Origin of the sequence: Rhodococcus sp. NPDC060176 (assembly GCF_042728675.1) — a bacterium.
Taxonomy (GTDB): domain Bacteria; phylum Actinomycetota; class Actinomycetes; order Mycobacteriales; family Mycobacteriaceae; genus Rhodococcus_F.
Genome location: NZ_JBHWYS010000007.1, coordinates 247689 through 263622, shown reverse-complemented (window position 1 = coordinate 263622; position 15934 = coordinate 247689). Strand labels below are relative to the sequence as shown.

Here is a 15934-nt window from a genome sequence, read left to right as displayed (position 1 = left end):
GCATGCTCAGGTGTGGTCCACCCATCGCAGTAGTGCGTAGAGGAAACGCGTCGACCCGGGCATGAAGTTATTTCCGTGGTGATAGGTCGGATCGAGCGTCGTCGCGATGATCCGGCCTGCGGTCGAGGTGGTGTCTTCGAAGAGCATCATTCCGGCGTCGTGCGGGTTGCCGTTGTCGTCGCTCTCCTCCGAGACCAACAGGGGAACGACGTCGGAGTCGGTGTGCAGAAGCCCGTGGTGGTGCCAGATCACGGATTTTGTGGTCAGGTACTTCCATGATGTGTGATCGTGGCTGCGAGTGCGGATCATTGGATCTTCTCCGGTTCGCCACCACCAGAAGTTAGTCGGGCGAGGGGTCCACGTCACACCGGGAAGCCAAGTGTGGGCGGCATTTTCACCGAGGACGACGAGGGTCCCACCGCGATCTGCCACGCTCAGGAACTCGTCGGCATGCGCGCGGAGCAACTCGGGATGCAGACGGTCGGAGAGAATCAGCGTCTGCACCTCGTCGAGATCACCCGGCCCTAGGTCGGGGAGGTAGTGGAAGTCCGGTTGGTAGGCGACCACCGCTGGATCCTTGATGGTCTGCAGGTGAAAATGCGATCCGCCGTGCACGATCGCGAGCCCGCGAGTCGAGAGGGGAGCGCGATCGGTGCGGTTGAAGGCTTCGAGTGTGGTCATCGGAGATCCGTTCCGTCGCCTTGGGCAAGCCAGGCGAGTAGCTGGGGGAAGACGCGTGACGAAGTGTTGGGATCATACTGGTAGACACTGAGATCGATACCGCCATGGACCAGCACTTCGCCGCGGCCGAGGCGGTAGACGTAGTCGACCGGGAGACCGGCTCTGCCGATGTAGTTGGTGACTATTGCCGTGTCCGGCAGGTTCTGGCTGTACCCGCGGCCGTAGAAGCCGGACACCTCGCGCCGGAAACTGAGATCGACGGGATCGACACCCTCCCACACGGGGTGGGGGCTTCCGGCGGAGATGGCAAGGTCCTTCGGTCCCGAATACTGGAGTTTGCGCCACTGACCGAGGTCCGGCAGGAAATCGGTGAGCGGATGACCCATCACAGCGATGCGGCCGCCATTGGCGACGAAGTCCGTGAGAATCTCGCGTCGACGTTCGAGGTAGATCTGATCACAATTGCCGTTCACGATCAGTCCTCGGACACGCGAGAGGTTCAGTGAGTCGAGTGAGTAGACATCGACATCGGCGATGATCGCGGTGGTGTCGGTACCGCCGGCCATGCCGGCATTGGAACCCATCACCAAGTGAAGTACAGGGGTGGTGACTGGGTCTGTGACCGTGTCACTTTCGGTAGTCATGCCAGTGAGCTTCCTTCGAGGTGTGAGTCATTGATGACTTTCGCAAAATTGTCGTAGCGGGTGTAGACCACGGTGCGTGGGGAGTCGCGGTCGAGGACAACCTCTGTGGCAACGTCGATACCGTAGAGACGGGTCAAGTTCTTTCCTGTCACCAGTTCCGTCACCTCGCCGCGTACGATTTCGTCCGGGCCGTACATGATCACGGCGTCTCCGCCGAGGTGCAGCGCATGCTCGGGATGGTGTGTGGTCAGCAGGATTCCCATGCCCTCGGCCGCGAGCTCACGGAGAAGTCCGAGAACCTGTGCCTGATTTCTCAGGTCCAGCGCCGAGACGGGCTCGTCGAGAATCATGAACGTGCAGTCCGTGGCGAGCGCACGGGCGATGAGTACCAATTGGCGCTGACCTCCGGACAGTTCGGTTAACCTCGCGGAAGCCAGGTGTTCGATTCCCACCCTCTCGAGGACTCGGCGAGTGAACACGAGGTCCGATTTGCTGGGTGTTCCGAAGGTAGAGACCTTCTTTGCGCGTCCCATCAGAACCATGTCGAAGACTGAGTAGGCGAAGGTTGACGGGCTTGCTTGAGGCACGTATCCGATGTTTGGGTCGCGCAGAACGCGACCCTCCTCGGGGCGCGTCAATCCGGCGATGCATCGAAGGAGCGTCGTCTTGCCCTTACCGTTCGGTCCGAGGATCGAGGTGATCGAACCCGAGGCGATGGTGAGATCGGTGTGGCGGAACACCCAGTCTCGCTGAGGAAATCGGAATCCGAGGTCCTGGAGTTCAAGCATTAACGAACCCCTGTCTGCTCGACTTGCGGAGGAGGACGACAAATACCGGTGCACCGATGATGGCCGTGAGAATCCCCAGCGGGATCTCACCTGGACTGATAGTGCGCGAAAGCGTGTCGATCACCGTCAGGTAGGCAGCGCCGAGAACAAACGTCGTCGGCATCGAGATGCGATGGTCCGGCCCCACCCACAGCCGGGCAAGATGCGGTACGACCAGGCCGACCCATCCGATCACGCCGGAGACGGCTACTGCTCCCGCGGTCATGAACGCAACCATGACCAGCAGCAGCATGCGTAGACGGTGGGGTTTGACGCCCAAGGAGGCAGCGTCGTCGTCGCCGAGGGAGAGTATGTTTACTCGCCACCGCAGACCCAAAATGACGGCGCTTCCGAGAAGGATGGGAATTGCGGCGATCACTACTTTTCCCATATCGGCTGTGGCGAGAGAACCCATGAGCCAGAAGACGATCGAGGGCAAAGTGCTGTACGGGTCGGCCAGATAGGTGATCAGTGAAACCAGTGCGGAGAAGAACGCGCTGGTGACCACCCCGCCCAGGACGATCATGAGAATTGAACTTCCGGAACGCGTTTTGCCGATTGCGGAGACCATGAGAAGCGCCGCGATACCGAACAGGAATGCTCCACCGACAAGAAACGTGGAACCGAGGCCTAGCATGAGAACCAGTACCCCACCGAACGAAGCACCGGAAGAGACACCGAGCACCTGGGGACTGACCAAAGGGTTTCGGAACACAGCTTGTAGGGCGGATCCGCCGAGCGCGAGGCCCCCTCCGACGAGCATTCCGAGGAGCAATCTAGGAAATCGCACGCCGAGAACAACTTGAGCCTCGACGTCGGTCCACGTTTGCTCGAGCGGAATGACGCGATCGATGAGGATTCGAGCTACCTCGTTGACCGGGATCGTGTACCGGCCCAGCGCCAATGCGCAAAGCCCGACGACAAGAATCCCGACGGTCAGGACGATGGGAACAAGAAAAGCCTTGTGATTGCGTTCTTTTCGCGGCATTTGTGCGGGCAGCGTGCCCTCAAGAGCGGAACGCGTCATAACCGTCGCTCACCGAGTTGGCTTCGAGGTGCAGAATACGATCGATCTCGATATCGGTGACCGTGTAGGCGTACAACGCGGAATACGTGGCGCGAATGCGACTGCGGAGGTCGAGATCCAGACTGGAGTCGGGGTAGAAGATCTGCGCTACCCACAGCCACATCAGATTGGATTCGTTGCACGGCGGGTCCCACGAGAATCCGCCGATCGGAGCCTTGTATACCCGCTTGTTCTTCACTGCGGTCAACGATGCCCAGTTGGGGTCGTCGTAGACGTCCTGAGGAGTCGCGGCATCGAAGTTGCCGAGTACCAGTACTTCCGGATCCCAGGTCAGAATCTGCTCTTTGGTGACGGCGACGCTTGTTCCCTTACCTGCGCCTCGGGCGACGTTCTTTCCTCCGGCAAGGGTGATCCAGAAGTCCATGTACGTGTTGTCGGCGGAAACTTTGGTTTCGGGGGTGCTGTAGAAGTACATCGCGCGCGGAGCCTTGGCCGAGTTCGCTGTCGCAATCGATTCGACGGTCTTGCGGTCGTTCGACATCGAGGCGAGGATCGCCCGCGCTTCTTCCTTCTTGTCGAGCAGATCGCCGAAGATGTTGATCCAGGCTTCGAGGTCCTCTTGCGTTCCGTATTTGAGCAGGATGACCTTCAGTCCGGCGTTGCGTAGCGGAGCAACGATGTCGTCGCCCTTGTCGCCCCACTGGATGACGACATCGGGGTTCAACGACAGTATCTGTTCGACGTTCGGAACGAAGTCGGGTCCGGAAACTACTGGTGTATTGAGGAATTCGGGGAACATCGTAGCGAGCATGCCGTTCTTGGCAAGTGAGATGGCGCTCGAATTGACACCGACGTTGCGTGATATCGATTGATCGGAGCCCGCGATCATCGACGGCACCGGGATGATGGCCGACGCGATTCTTCCGACCGGAGTGTCGAAGGTGATGGTGTTCTGGTACTGGTCGACGACCGTGAACGGACTGGACGTGCCCTCGGTCTCGGATGCCGAGTCGACCGGGGTTCGGTTCGAGCACGCCGTGGCACCGAAAGCGCCGAGCGCGGCCGCTGCCACGCCCATCGATCTGATCAGTTGGCGGCGCGTCAAGGCGCTTCCGAGTGGGGACGAGTTCTGCAACGCACGCATGCTTTCTCCGAAAAGTATTGTCACGGTGATGGATACCGAAAACTGAAATCAATTCCTAGATTCAGTTAGGCTAGCATACGTTTACTAAGGCTTGACTACCCTAATGCGTGTTTTGGGCGACATGCGAAAGCCCGCACGACTTCCATTGTGGGGAGTCGTGCGGGCTCGACTGTCTGAGGTCAGCGGCCGGCGAACATCCTTATCCGCTGGTCGCGGCTGCGCTCGAGATGGTTGCGCATCTGTCCACGTGCGGATGACTCGTCCCTCGCGCGGATGGCGTTCAGGATCTCTTGATGCTCCGAATTGAGCAGGTCCGGTTCGCCGTAGTTCGACGGCGGTCCGCTGTCGTAGATTCGCAATTGGGTGGTGAGGCGGATCAGCAGTGAGGTGATCGTGGAATTGTGGGCGGCCTGCCAGAGGGCTTCGTGGAACTTGAAGTTCCCGGACCGAACCTCGGTGCCTTCTGTTGCAGTGCAGCAGAACTCGTGCAATCCGTCCAGGCGGGCAAGGTCGAGATCGCTGTGACGGAGTGCGGCCGCGCCGGCGGCTTCCGATTCGAGGGCTACCCGCGCCGCGTAGATCTCGATGACGTCTTCGGGCGTGCCGGAGCGGACCCGAAAACCGCGGGCGGCTCGTTCGAGTAGGCCGTCGTGTGCGAGCCAGTTGAGTGCCTCACGGATCGGGGTGCGGGATGCGCCGTACGATTCGCACAATTGAGTCTCGTGCAGCGGAGCGCCCTGGGGGAACTTGCCGGCCAGGATGTCGGCACGCAGGCGCAGGTACTGCCGCGAGGTCTGATCGGACCGCCCGAGCGCAGCCTCCGGCACCAGTAGATCGGTGGTGCTCGTATCGGCGTCGAGATCCATGTGTCCCCATTCCTGTGCATGCAAGTAGAGCGCGTTCGATTATGCCATCGACGACGAGTGAGTACTTGCGTATACGCTAGTACTCATTTAGGTTCGTGATTGTTCGTTTCCGAGGGAGAGGGTCCGAAGTGGCTGGAGAGACCGCGTCGCCGCTGGTGGGTGCCGCTGAACTCGACGCGATGCTGCGTGAGGGAGGCGTTTCTGTGCTCGACGCGACGGTTCATTTTCCTCCCGCACGATTCGATGGCGACTACCGACCTGAATCCGGCTACGACGGCTGGGTCTCCACGCACATCCCGGGTTCCCGGCACGTCGACCTCATGGACGTCTTCTCCGATAGGGAAGCGGCGCTGCATTTCACGCGTCCGTCACCGGAGCAGTTGGTTACCGATCTTCAATCGAGCGGTATCGAGCCGGGTGCGGCAATCGTGATCTACGACCAGGGATCGACCACCTGGGCATCACGGCTCTGGTGGGTGTTTCGCAACGCCGGCATCGAAGCAAGAGTCCTCGACGGTGGCCTCGCCGACTGGACGCGACTCGGCTTTGCTCTCGTGAGCGGCGACGACGTAACCCACACGTCGGCGTCGGCGCGTTGGAGCGTGACGGATCTCGGACTGTGGGTCGATCTACCGCGGGTTGCCTCACTGTCCTCCGGAGAAGAAGCCGGAACGCTGGTGTGCGCCCTGGCAGCTGAGCAGTACGAGGGAACGGAGAAGACGCGATACTCGCGACGCGGACATATTCCGTCAAGTGTGAATCTGTCCGCGAAGAGCCTTCTCGACGCCGACGCCCGGATGCTTCCGGTGGACGAAGTTTTGTCGAGATCGGCCGACGTTCTGCCAGCCGTCACCGAGCAAGTCGTGATCTATTGCGGCGGTGGAGTTTCGGCGTGCTTGACCGCACTTGCACTGATTCGAAGCGGCCACGAGGATGTCAAAGTCTACGACGGCTCGTTGGAGGAATGGACTGCAGATCCGACCCTGTCGATGGTTGTCGGCAGTGAGCCCGGTGGCGCGATTGCGGATGTTCGATGTCCGCGGTCCTGAATCGCCGCAGTCCCCAATTACTTCCCGTCCTGAAGGAATTCTCATGTCTGACACTGTCTCTGTCGAAACCGTCGCGTCGGCGATCGACGCACTCCGCGATCAGGTACCGCTCGTTCAATCGCTGACGAACATCGTTTCGGCAAACTTCTTGACCAACGTCCTGCTCGCTGCCGGCGCAAGCAATGCTCACATCGACAATGTCCACGAAGCGGGTGGGTTCGCTGCCGTCGCCGGGGGAGTTCTGGTCAACCTCGGAACGCCGGACGACGGGACTGCCGAAGCCTTCCTGATAGCCGCAGAAGCGGCCCGAACTGCCGGTACGCCATGGGTTTTGGATCCCGTCGGTGTAGGCGGACTGCCCTGGCGGAGCGGTATCGCTGTGGACCTGCTGCGCTTTCACCCCAACGCCATCCGAGGGAACGCGTCGGAGATCATCGCGCTTGCCGGACTCGGTGGCGACACTCGCGGCGTCGACAGTGCCTCGGACTCCGTCGATGCCGTGCCGGCCGCACTGTCTCTTCTGAAGCATGCCGACGCAGTGTCGGCATCAGGACCGGTCGACTACATCGTCGGACGTGATGCGGGCGGTGACACCCGGGGCATCCGAGTCTCCGGTGGCAGCGCACTGTTGCCGCGCGTGACCAGTACCGGTTGCTCTCTGGGCGGACTTGTCGCCGCCTACCTCGCCGTGACGCCGACCGCGCTGGACGGATTGGTTGCTGCGCACACGCATGTTGCCGTGGCATCGGAGATCGCCGAGGAGAATGCCTCAGGCCCAGGGTCTTTTGCAGTCGCATACCTCGATGCGCTCTACACCGTGAATGCGGACACCATCCGCTCACGTGCCCGAATCGAATCGTTCGACCTGCCGGCTGGAGTGCAGAACTGATGGGCGTCAAGACATTTTGGTATCTCACCCAGGCCGACGGGGACTACCCGTGGAGCCCTGGCGGACTGTATCCCGTGGACGGGGCCAGGCAGATCGAGCTCGCGAAGACCATCGACGACGGCGGATTCGAAGGTGCTCTGGTTGCCACCTGGCCGAACGATCCGTTCATCTCGGCGACCTGGGCCGCAGCGCACACCACGCGCATGAAGTTCCTCGTCGCTGTCTACGCGAACATGACTCCGGCGCGCCTGCTGGCGGAGAAGGCATTGACCTTCGACGCCTTCAGCGGTGGCCGACTGTTGATCAACTCGGTCAACGGACGCGAGAACATCCTGACCAAGTACGACATGAACGTGCCCCACGACGAGCGTTACGAGTTGGGGGAGCAGTACTGGGCAGACTTCCGCCGCATCTACTCCGAAGGGACCGAGTCGAACTTTCCCAACACGCCGCTGCGTATCGATGCGCCCGTAGGGCATCAGGTTCCGCTGTGGGGTACCGGTGATTCGCCTGCAGGCCTGGCGAATTCAGGCAAGGTTCTCGATACCTACTTGGCGATGCTGCGCGAAACTTCGTTCATCGAGGACAAGTTCTCTGCCGCACGGGTGGCGGCGGAGGCCGCCGGACGCGAATTCACCGACTTCGGTGCGCTCACCGGAGTGATCGTTCGCTCCACCAAGGCGCAGGCGCACGACCGGTTCCGCTCCTTGTTCGAGAAAACAGGCGTCGAGCAGATCGCCCATGTCTTGGACAACGCAGTGCGTCGTCGTACTCAGGGGAAACAGGACCTCAAAACTTTCACTGCTCGCGACGCACAGCGACAGGGCTGGGCGGACAAGATTGCAGCCGGCCGACTTCCGGAACCGGAGGAGTTGTACGTCGGTGACGGTCTGTACGCGGGTATCACGGCGTGGTCGCCGCTCGACATCTTCGGCACCGGGTCGTCGGCGGTGTACTACGTCGGTGATCCGGATTCGATCACGGACTCGGTGCGCACGCTTCGCAGCCGAACCGGTTTGACTGCACTGATTCTGGCGGGCTGGCCGCTGATCGAGGAAGCGAAGTGGGTTGCGGAGTATCTTGTTCCGCGATTCGACGAACTCAGCTGACAGCGCGTTGCAGGATCGTGGCACCGAGACCTAACGTGTCACGGAGAAATGCTGCAGCAGTGTCAATTTCATCCGCAGTGCATTCGAGAAGGATTTTGACTTCCACGTCCTTCTTGACGATGTCGGCAATAACAGCCACGGCAACAACGCCGGTTCCGACGGCCGAGCCTCGGAACAGATCGATCCCGTCGCCGTCCGCGCTGACCGTGCCGTCGAGATAGCCGTAATCGAGCGGATAGATCGCCGTAGGGTACCGCGGGTGTGCCGACCCGCGGGGCCGTTCGATCACGACGGTCGACGTGGCAGCCAGGTGATCGAGGGCCGAGAACAGATCTTCGTTCATCCCTACCGGTGCTCGCGCAGTAGCTGAGTCGGCGTCAGACCGGCCAGCGCTCGCGTATCGCGCGCGAGGTGGGCTTGGTCGGCGTATCCGGCGCGGCAGGCCAGCGAGGACAACGTGAGATCTGCGCTGCGGCTGAGAGCTAGTGCATTCTGCATGCGTTGTACCTTCTGAATCAGCTTGGGGGACAGCCCGACCGACGACGTGATCGAGCGTCGAAAATGACGTTCGGAAACACCGAGGTCTGCGGCGATCTCGCGGACCGGGGTCGTAGGTGAGGCGATGAGCGCGCAATAGCCTCGTTCGATTCCGTAGTCCGGTTCCAGTCCCCGCCACAGCTGGTCCAGCAGATTGGCGTCGACTGCCTCGTGGCGAAGGGCGTCGGCAAGCACCCGAGCTTGTCGGGAAGTCAGGATGTCGTCGAAGGCGATCTTCGAATCCTGCACCGCGTCGGCCGCGGCGCCGAGCAGGCTCCGCAGAGCGGGTGGTTTGATGCGGATGCCCCACATCGTCGTACCGGCGGCGACCGAAACCAGATCGGCACCGGTGGCCGGTCCGACGAGCCACGACCTTCCGTCGCTGTCGACGATGAAGTCGGCGCAGAGATCGGGAAGAATGCGCTTTGCCTGCGTGGACGTATCGGATTCGGTAGTGCTCTTCCACGTGCAGCTGAAGAGGTCGGTCGAACCGGTGATCCGATTCTCGACATAGGTGTGGCCGTTTTGTTCAAGACTCGACGCTGCCGTCCGACTACCGTCACGAGGGAAGGTGTCAGTGCCGGTCATCAGATCATCGTCACACACTCGCCGATCACTTCTCGACCCGAAACAGGAGAAATACCGTGTCCGTCTCTCCGAGACTCGATCTCGTCGGAATCGTCACCAACGATCTCGCTCGTTCCCTCGCGTTCTACCGAACCCTCGGGCTCGACATTCCGGAAACACCCGCGGATGCTCCCCATGTGGAGTTCACGTTCGACAGTGGGCTTCGGCTGGCGTGGGACGCGCTGTCCACCATCGCAAGCTTCGATCCTGACTTTGCTGTCGGGGAGGGGCGACACCCTGTCGCGTTGGCGTTCGATTTCGGCACCCCCGCTGCCGTCGACGAGGCGTATCAGCGCATCGCAGCCGACTTCCCAGGACACAAGGCGCCGTTCGATGCCGTGTGGGGGCAGCGTTACGCCGTTCTTCTCGATCCCGACGGCAATACGGTGGATCTCTTTGCCGCGCTCTGATTTCGAACGACGCAGGCCTCGACCGAATATCGGTCGAGGCCTGCGGTTGTCGGTGATCGAGTAGTTGTCAGTTCACCAAGCGTTCAGGGTGTCGAGGATCTGGCCTCGGGCCTTCCACAGTTCTGCACCCCAGTACGGCCACGAATGAGTGCCGTTGGCCGGGAAGCTGTATGTTGCCGGAATTCCCAGGGAGTTCATGCGCAGTTGGAATGCCCGTGAGTTCATCAAGGCAAGGGCCTCGAGCCCGATGGCACTACCGGTATTCACGAAGTCGACGGGCCGACGCGGTTGATCGAACTGCCCGGGCAGGCCGCTCGCGGCGGAGATGTACAGCGAGAGCCCAGCCAGATCGGGTGCAAACACGAAGGGGTCGTTGCGGAGCCAAGCGGGGTTCCATGGCGGTCCCCACATGGCATCGACATTGAAGGACCCTGCGCTGACCATGGCCACGCGGATTGCTTCACGCATGCCTGGAGCCGAGATGTTGAGGTATCCCGAGAGCGATCCGGCGAACTTGAACTGATCGCGGTGATAGGCGGCGAGCGTCAGTGCCGCGCTGCCACCCATGGACAATCCGAGCACACCGTTGTTGGTTCGGGAGACTCCGCGCGATTCCAGATAGGCGGGAAGTTCCTGGGTGAGGAAGGTTTCCCATTTGTACGTGACCGGTTGGCGATTCAAATTGCTGTTCGCATACCAGTCGGAGTAAAAGCTGGACTGCCCGCCGACCGGCATGACCAGGGTGACGTTGTCGCCGCGATACTGCTCGAGAGCGTTGGTCTCGAAACTCCATGCGTTTCGGTCGTCGCGTGCACGCAAACCGTCGAGAAGGTAGAGAGCCGCGTTGCCGCCGCGCGAAGCCCACTGGATCTGAACCTTGATCGGGCCCATCGAGGAGTCGACGAATACGTCCTCGTAACCACCGGCCGGGGCGGTCCGAGCAGGTGCCGCGCTTGCTACTGATCCGCTGATCAGGCCTGCGGTCAGGGGGAGCGCGAGTGCTGTCGCTGCGAGGCCGAGGATCCGACGCCTGATTCGTTTCGAAATTCGCTTCTTCGAAGAATCTCGGTTGTTTGCAAGATCCCTGCGTACCTCGTGCATAAATCACTCCCGCCCCAAAGGTGCTTGCACACCGAAATCCGACCGAGCCCCCCGAGGCACGGAATTCCTGATGACACTAAGTGGTCAGTATTGGCCCCGACGGCTCCGTTATCGGTTCGTTATCAAACTGGTCCGATTTACGAAGTGCCGTCAGGAGTCGTCTACCGGAGGTTGAGCGTCGATTTTCCAACCTCCTCGAATCAGATGTTCCCGTACCCGAGCGACATCCGATTCGTGCGGCATGTCGTCGGTGACTTTGGTGATGAGGACGCCGATGTCGATCGGATCGACCGGAATCGGAAAGTCGATCGGATCGACAGGGACCGGAAACTCGGCGACGAGATCGTCGGCAAGAACGGCGATCTCTGCGTCGGACAACTGCCGCCGGAGCAGGGCCATCAATGGGACGTAGTCCTGCTCCGGCACACCGTTCGGATACCCGGCACGCAGCCAGCCGAGTATCGAAGCCAGAAGTGGTGGAAGGCTCAACGGAGCGAGCTTCAGTCGTTGTCGAGATCAGCGAGTGGCCACCCGGCGGCAGCCAGGACCGAGGCAACGCGCGCGATGTCCTCGTCCGAGGGCGTCTGGCTCGTCAGATCTGCGATCTGAGCGCTGATCTCGTCGCTCGAGATCACCTGGTCGCTGTTGACGTCGCTCAGTTCTGCGAGTGCAGCGCCGATGGCAATGTCTCGAATTTGCGCGTCCGAGAGCTTGCGTCGTAGCAATGCGACCAGCGGAATGCGGTCCTTGGGCGGTATGCCTTCGGGGTAGCCGGCGCGAAGCCATTCCAGAATGGATTGAGGAAGGGATGGAGTCGGTGCAGTCACGGTGATGTCTTTCCGCTCGTGAGGTCGCACGGGATCAGAAGATCTCGATGCCGAATGTGTGGCTGAGGAAGCCCTGCATGATGAAGAGGATTCCGGTGACGATCGCGATGAGCACTACCGCGAAGCACACCACTGCGCCTGCCACGGCCAACGGACTGCGAGCCGTGACTGCAGTGCTCCCGCCCCCACTGCCACGTTGCCCGGCGTCGAGGGATTTCAGGCCGATCGCGAAGATCGCCGGGAGTCCGGCGCCCAGCAAGAGGCCGACTAGTACGACCTGCCAGAGCGAGTCGACGGTGTTTTTCAAGATATCCATGTCGATTCCCTCTTTCAGGCTTTGACGTCGGTGGTGACGCGGGCGTCCGGACCGGGGACCTCTGCGGGTACCAGGCCACCGTCCCATTCGGCGTTGACATTGCTCGGATCGATGGGTTCCTTGCGGGAGCGCACGTACATCCAGCCGGCCAACGCGATGAGCACGGCGAAGACGACCAGGACACCGGGTAGGCCGCCGACGATGTCGGCCAGTCCCCAGCACAGAGCGCCGACGATCGCAGCGGACGGGAGAGTGATCAACCAGGCGACCGCCATACGTCCGGCGACGCCCCAACGAACTTCGGCGCCCTTGCGTCCCAGACCGGTTCCCATGATGGAACCCGTCGCCACATGGGTGGTGGAGAGAGGAAGACCTAGGTGGCTGGACGTGAGAATGATTGCAGCAGAGGACGCTTCGGCTGCCATTCCCTGCGGTGCAGCGATCTCGACAAGTCCCTTGCCTAGTGTGCGGATAACTCGCCAACCACCGAGGTAGGTTCCGGCAGCGATCGCGAGCGCGCAGGTGAGCTTGACCCAGAACGGCATGTCCGCGTCGGCGGAAATGGTTCCGTGGGCGACTAGGGCGAGGAAGATGACGCCCATGGTCTTCTGAGCATCGTTGGTGCCGTGGGCGAGGGAAACGAGCGAAGCCGAACCGATCTGGCCGAGTCGGAAACCTTTGTCCTTGGTTTCCTCACCGACGTTGGAGGTGATGCGGTAGATGAGCCAGGTTCCGGCCGCGGCAACCAAGCCGGCTACGACGGGGGCGAGAACTGCGGGGATGACAACCTTGCTGAGGACGCCGCTCCAGGCGACACCGCTCATTCCGAGAGATGCGATGGCGGCGCCGATCAGACCGCCGAACAGCGCATGCGAGGAACTCGAGGGGATACCGAGCAACCACGTTGCCAGGTTCCAGATGATGCCGCCGACAAGGCCGGCGAAGACGATGGTGAGCAGCGCTTGGCCACCCACATTTCCGAGGTTCACCACGCCCTTGGCCACGGTGGCAGCAACCTCTACCGAGAGGAAAGCTCCGACCAGGTTCAAGGAAGCAGACAGAGCGACTGCCACCTTGGGCTTGAGGGCTCCGGTTGCAATCGACGTGGCCATAGCGTTGCCAGTGTCATGAAAACCGTTGGTGAAGTCGAACCCCAGAGCGGTTACGACGACGACGAGGAGAACGATGAGTTCCGCATTCACGAGAAGTCATGTTCCAACATCGGCGGGCCGCAAATCGACCTGAGATGGGGTCGTTCCGCGACATTTCCACCACTCGGCACTTGTTGTTCATCTTCGTCCGGATAATTGTCCGTTTTGAAACTCCTGGGGTAGAGAAAATTCATTCGCGTGCATGGTCGTGGAGTTTCTGGAGGCATACGCCAATTGTCGGACGGACGTATTGGGTTCTGGACTTCCTCGAAATCGGGTAAGGCGAAGCGGCTGCGGAACAACACACGGGTTACCGTCGTGCCATGCAACAATCGCGGGAAGGTTGTCGACGGCACTTCGCCGGTCGCCGGGACCGCGCAGTTGGTGAGCGGTGGAGCAGAATTCGACGAGATCCGCAGCAAAGTCAAGGCGAAATACGGTGTGATGGTGCCTATTTCGAAATTCTTCAACACTCTCGGTCACATCGGTAATGGCCCGTTCCCGTATGGCGATACCGGCGTGATCATTTCCGTCGATGCATAGTCGGCGTTGTGCACCGGAGTAGCCTGAAGGTATGGAACCCACGACCGGGCGCCTCTGCCTGGCGGTTCCACGAATCCTCCGTCAAGGAGCCTCGTCATGGCGCACATCAGCACTCTCGACTATGCAAGGGAAGCGCCGCAGCGCCATATCGGGCAACATTTCCCTTCGCCGACGCGGACCCCGCGGTTCCTGCTTCGCGGGCAAGGTGCCGTCAAGGCACCTGTGGACGGCGCGTGGTTCCCGTGGACCACGAACGTCACGGCGGAGCTTCACGATCTGATATCCGCACTTTCGTTGCGGCTGGGGCCGATCGCGAGGGTTGCGTTCGACTGGAACACGATTAGTAGCGCGCAGCGACGTATCGACGAAGTCGACGGACTGGAAGTGCGGGGTCCCTACCCTGGCCAGCCCCACGATTTGATGTATCTCGACGACATCTATGGTCGTCAGCTCGTTTTGATGATGATTCCGCCGTACACGGATCCGGACCGCGCGTACGAGGTCATGCGGCGGTTGGTGGATCCTTGCCGCAGCGAAATTTATCGGGTGCAGTGAGATCTTTCTGAAGGGCGGAGTCGAATTCTTCGATTCCTGAACATGCGTCCAGTTTGTCTGATTTGATGGTTCTCGTAACCACAGACTCAGGCGCATTCCTTCCGGTCAGCGCTTGGGCGCGGCAGCTTGACTCCCTGCCGTGTCGTCGGTCCGGCATGTCCACCGCCCTCCCGCTGTGTGTGAGCGCCGGACCGAAGGAAGCCCCACCCTCCCCACGGGGGTGGGGCTTCCTCCCTGTTCGGGCTGAACTGCGTTCGTATCGCCGAGTCCGCCGGGTTGTTCGGCAGTTCGGGACGCACCGGTCCGTAGCATCGCCACTGTGAACATTTCCCTACTCGGTGCAGCTGGGCTTCAGGACTGCGCCGACAGTGGAATGGACTGCATGGACGGATTCGGGGCATTGGTTCTTCTGTACGGCGGCGGATTTATTCTCGCCTCGATATGGATTTCCCGTGCCTTGTCGGAACGGCCGATGTGATCATCGCCGGGTTGAGTGCATGGCTTGCTTACCGACGCTCTCGTCAAATCTCGAAAAAAGGTCGGTCCGGATCCAGCCCCCTACTGGACCTGAATGAGACTGACATTTTCACTGAGACCGCACGAAGCCTTGAAACTATGTGGCATCCTGCCGTTCCAGCCAGTTCAAGATCGCTTGGTTGGTCTCATCGGGTCTTTCTTGCTGGATCCAATGACCGCAGTCGAGATTGACTACTTCCACATTGGGCACGAACTCTGTCAGGTTCTCTGCCCTCGCGATCGCGTCACGGTCGCCGTAGATCATCAGTGCGGGCTGTTGGATGATCGGGTCCACCTCCGCCAACAAAAGCCAGTTGCGGTCAAGGTTCCTGTACCAGTTCACACTGCCCGTGAATCCTGTCGATTCGAAGGCGGAGACGAAAACGGCCAATTCGCTCTCGCTCATCAGAGGCTCACCGAGTGGCGTCTCTGCTCTGGCGAGATCGATCAGAGCCATACCCGGCTGAGGCTCCTGGAGGGGTTCGTCTTTCCGGTACAGGTTGCGGAGGAACCGGAAGGTGTTGTCTTCGAACACGGCGTCCGCGACGCCCGGCTGTCGATTGAAGTGAACGAAGTAGAAGTCACCGCCAAGCACGGCTTCCATGAACTCGATCCAGGGCTGCTCTCCGCGATCCTGGTAGGGCAGGCTCAGGTTGATCACTTTGTTTACCCGGTCCGGGTGCAACAGGGTCAGGCCCCACACGACAAAGGCGCCCCAATCGTGACCGACAAAGGTGGCATCTTCGTAGCCGTAGTGATCGAGCAGTGCGATGAGATCTCCCGCCAAATGTTCAATGTCATAGTCCGTCACGTCGGTCGGACGTGATGAGTTGCCGTAGCCGCGCTGGTTCGGGACGATGACGTGGTAGCCCGCCTCGACGAGGGCGGGCACCTGGTATCGCCAAGAATAGGCGTGCTCTGGCCATCCGTGACACAGCACGATGGGTTTCCCGGCATTGTGTCGCCCTGCTTCGAAGACTTCGAGTTCCACGCCGTTGAGCGGGATAAGGACGGGCCTGGGGAAGTCGGATGGATTCACGGATGCTCCTTCGAGTTGAGTACCGATCTTGTGTCTGGATCGACCGGTTGCTCAGACGATAGGGAGCATCGTGGAC

21 protein-coding genes are annotated in these 15934 nt (G+C 60.9%); 7 read left to right on the top strand and 14 right to left on the bottom strand.

Annotated elements, in window-relative coordinates:
* Positions 1-6 precede the first annotated feature (6 nt).
* From ACFWEM_RS27245 to ACFWEM_RS27220, 6 genes are all read right to left on the bottom strand, one after another.
* Positions 7-681 carry a hypothetical protein gene (locus tag ACFWEM_RS27245; protein ID WP_378538881.1) on the bottom strand — a complete coding sequence of 225 codons (675 nt, stop codon included), beginning with the start codon at positions 679-681 and terminating at the stop codon, positions 7-9.
* Positions 678-1325 (bottom strand): hypothetical protein, encoded by a 648-nt coding sequence (locus ACFWEM_RS27240; RefSeq protein WP_378538880.1) that lies wholly within the window; start codon positions 1323-1325, stop codon positions 678-680. Before ACFWEM_RS27240 ends, ACFWEM_RS27245 begins: the two co-directional genes overlap by 4 nt.
* The gene (locus ACFWEM_RS27235) at positions 1322-2113 is read right to left on the bottom strand and encodes an ABC transporter ATP-binding protein (protein WP_378538879.1); all 792 of its coding nucleotides are present in this window, start codon (positions 2111-2113) and stop codon (positions 1322-1324) included. The genes ACFWEM_RS27240 and ACFWEM_RS27235 overlap by 4 nt, the downstream gene beginning before the upstream one ends.
* Entirely contained in the window at positions 2106-3140 is a 1035-nt protein-coding gene (locus ACFWEM_RS27230; RefSeq protein ID WP_378538878.1) for a FecCD family ABC transporter permease, read from the bottom strand. The genes ACFWEM_RS27235 and ACFWEM_RS27230 overlap by 8 nt, the downstream gene beginning before the upstream one ends.
* A 19-nt stretch (positions 3141-3159) precedes the next feature.
* The gene (locus ACFWEM_RS27225) at positions 3160-4323 is read right to left on the bottom strand and encodes an ABC transporter substrate-binding protein (protein ID WP_378538877.1); all 1164 of its coding nucleotides are present in this window, start codon (positions 4321-4323) and stop codon (positions 3160-3162) included.
* Positions 4324-4502: 179 nt separating this feature from the next.
* Positions 4503-5189 (bottom strand): GntR family transcriptional regulator, encoded by a 687-nt coding sequence (locus ACFWEM_RS27220; RefSeq protein WP_378538876.1) that lies wholly within the window; start codon positions 5187-5189, stop codon positions 4503-4505.
* 128 nt (positions 5190-5317) lie between these two features.
* Here ACFWEM_RS27220 and ACFWEM_RS27215 point away from each other — a divergent pair, with 128 nt between their 5' ends.
* From ACFWEM_RS27215 to ACFWEM_RS27205, 3 genes are read left to right on the top strand one after another with little or no spacing between them, the layout of a single operon-like run.
* On the top strand, positions 5318-6238 hold the full coding sequence (locus ACFWEM_RS27215; RefSeq protein ID WP_378538875.1) for a sulfurtransferase: 921 nt from the start codon (positions 5318-5320) through the stop codon (positions 6236-6238).
* Positions 6239-6281: 43 nt separating this feature from the next.
* Complete coding sequence (gene thiM / locus ACFWEM_RS27210) at positions 6282-7127, top strand: hydroxyethylthiazole kinase (protein ID WP_378538874.1); 846 nt, start codon at positions 6282-6284, stop codon at positions 7125-7127.
* Positions 7127-8236, top strand: a complete 1110-nt coding sequence (locus ACFWEM_RS27205) for an LLM class flavin-dependent oxidoreductase (RefSeq protein ID WP_378538873.1) — start codon at positions 7127-7129, stop codon at positions 8234-8236. The genes thiM and ACFWEM_RS27205 overlap by 1 nt, the downstream gene beginning before the upstream one ends.
* Here the strand turns inward: ACFWEM_RS27205 and ACFWEM_RS27200 are convergent.
* Together ACFWEM_RS27200 and ACFWEM_RS27195 are read right to left on the bottom strand one after the other, a co-directional pair.
* Positions 8229-8579, bottom strand: coding sequence for an inorganic pyrophosphatase (locus ACFWEM_RS27200; RefSeq protein ID WP_378538872.1), 351 nt, complete (start codon positions 8577-8579; stop codon positions 8229-8231). The genes ACFWEM_RS27205 and ACFWEM_RS27200 overlap by 8 nt on opposite strands.
* Before the next feature lie 2 nt (positions 8580-8581).
* The gene (locus tag ACFWEM_RS27195; RefSeq protein WP_378538871.1) at positions 8582-9361 is read right to left on the bottom strand and encodes a helix-turn-helix domain-containing protein; all 780 of its coding nucleotides are present in this window, start codon (positions 9359-9361) and stop codon (positions 8582-8584) included.
* A 56-nt stretch (positions 9362-9417) separates the two neighbouring features.
* Between ACFWEM_RS27195 and ACFWEM_RS27190 the strand changes: the two genes are divergently transcribed.
* Complete coding sequence (locus ACFWEM_RS27190; RefSeq protein WP_378538870.1) at positions 9418-9810, top strand: VOC family protein; 393 nt, start codon at positions 9418-9420, stop codon at positions 9808-9810.
* Positions 9811-9882: 72 nt separating this feature from the next.
* Here the strand turns inward: ACFWEM_RS27190 and ACFWEM_RS27185 are convergent, their stop codons facing one another.
* The 5 genes from ACFWEM_RS27185 to ACFWEM_RS27165 all read right to left on the bottom strand — a co-directional run bounded on the left by ACFWEM_RS27185 (position 9883) and on the right by ACFWEM_RS27165 (position 13256).
* A complete protein-coding gene (locus tag ACFWEM_RS27185; RefSeq protein ID WP_378538869.1) occupies positions 9883-10911 on the bottom strand; it encodes an alpha/beta hydrolase in 1029 nt (342 codons plus the stop codon).
* Positions 10912-11061: 150 nt separating this feature from the next.
* Positions 11062-11400: a DUF3349 domain-containing protein gene (locus tag ACFWEM_RS27180; RefSeq protein WP_378538868.1), complete on the bottom strand. Its 339-nt coding sequence runs from the start codon at positions 11398-11400 to the stop codon at positions 11062-11064.
* An 11-nt stretch (positions 11401-11411) separates the two neighbouring features.
* Complete coding sequence (locus ACFWEM_RS27175) at positions 11412-11738, bottom strand: DUF3349 domain-containing protein (protein WP_020908123.1); 327 nt, start codon at positions 11736-11738, stop codon at positions 11412-11414.
* A 34-nt stretch (positions 11739-11772) separates the two neighbouring features.
* Positions 11773-12054, bottom strand: coding sequence for a hypothetical protein (locus tag ACFWEM_RS27170; protein ID WP_378538867.1), 282 nt, complete (start codon positions 12052-12054; stop codon positions 11773-11775).
* A 14-nt stretch (positions 12055-12068) separates the two neighbouring features.
* Positions 12069-13256: an anion permease gene (locus tag ACFWEM_RS27165; RefSeq protein WP_378538866.1), complete on the bottom strand. Its 1188-nt coding sequence runs from the start codon at positions 13254-13256 to the stop codon at positions 12069-12071.
* A 267-nt stretch (positions 13257-13523) separates the two neighbouring features.
* Between ACFWEM_RS27165 and ACFWEM_RS27160 the strand changes: the two genes are divergently transcribed.
* The 3 genes from ACFWEM_RS27160 (at position 13524) to ACFWEM_RS27150 (ending at position 14781) form a co-directional block, all read left to right on the top strand.
* On the top strand, positions 13524-13748 hold the full coding sequence (locus ACFWEM_RS27160) for a F420-dependent protein (protein ID WP_378538865.1): 225 nt from the start codon (positions 13524-13526) through the stop codon (positions 13746-13748).
* 96 nt (positions 13749-13844) lie between these two features.
* On the top strand, positions 13845-14303 hold the full coding sequence (locus ACFWEM_RS27155; protein ID WP_378538864.1) for a DUF5994 family protein: 459 nt from the start codon (positions 13845-13847) through the stop codon (positions 14301-14303).
* A gap of 319 nt (positions 14304-14622) precedes the next feature.
* Positions 14623-14781, top strand: a complete 159-nt coding sequence (locus ACFWEM_RS27150) for a hypothetical protein (protein WP_378538863.1) — start codon at positions 14623-14625, stop codon at positions 14779-14781.
* A 135-nt stretch (positions 14782-14916) separates the two neighbouring features.
* On the opposite strand, the gene ACFWEM_RS27145 is transcribed toward ACFWEM_RS27150, so the two are convergent.
* Entirely contained in the window at positions 14917-15858 is a 942-nt protein-coding gene (locus ACFWEM_RS27145; protein WP_378538862.1) for an alpha/beta fold hydrolase, read from the bottom strand.
* Positions 15859-15934 lie beyond the last annotated feature (76 nt).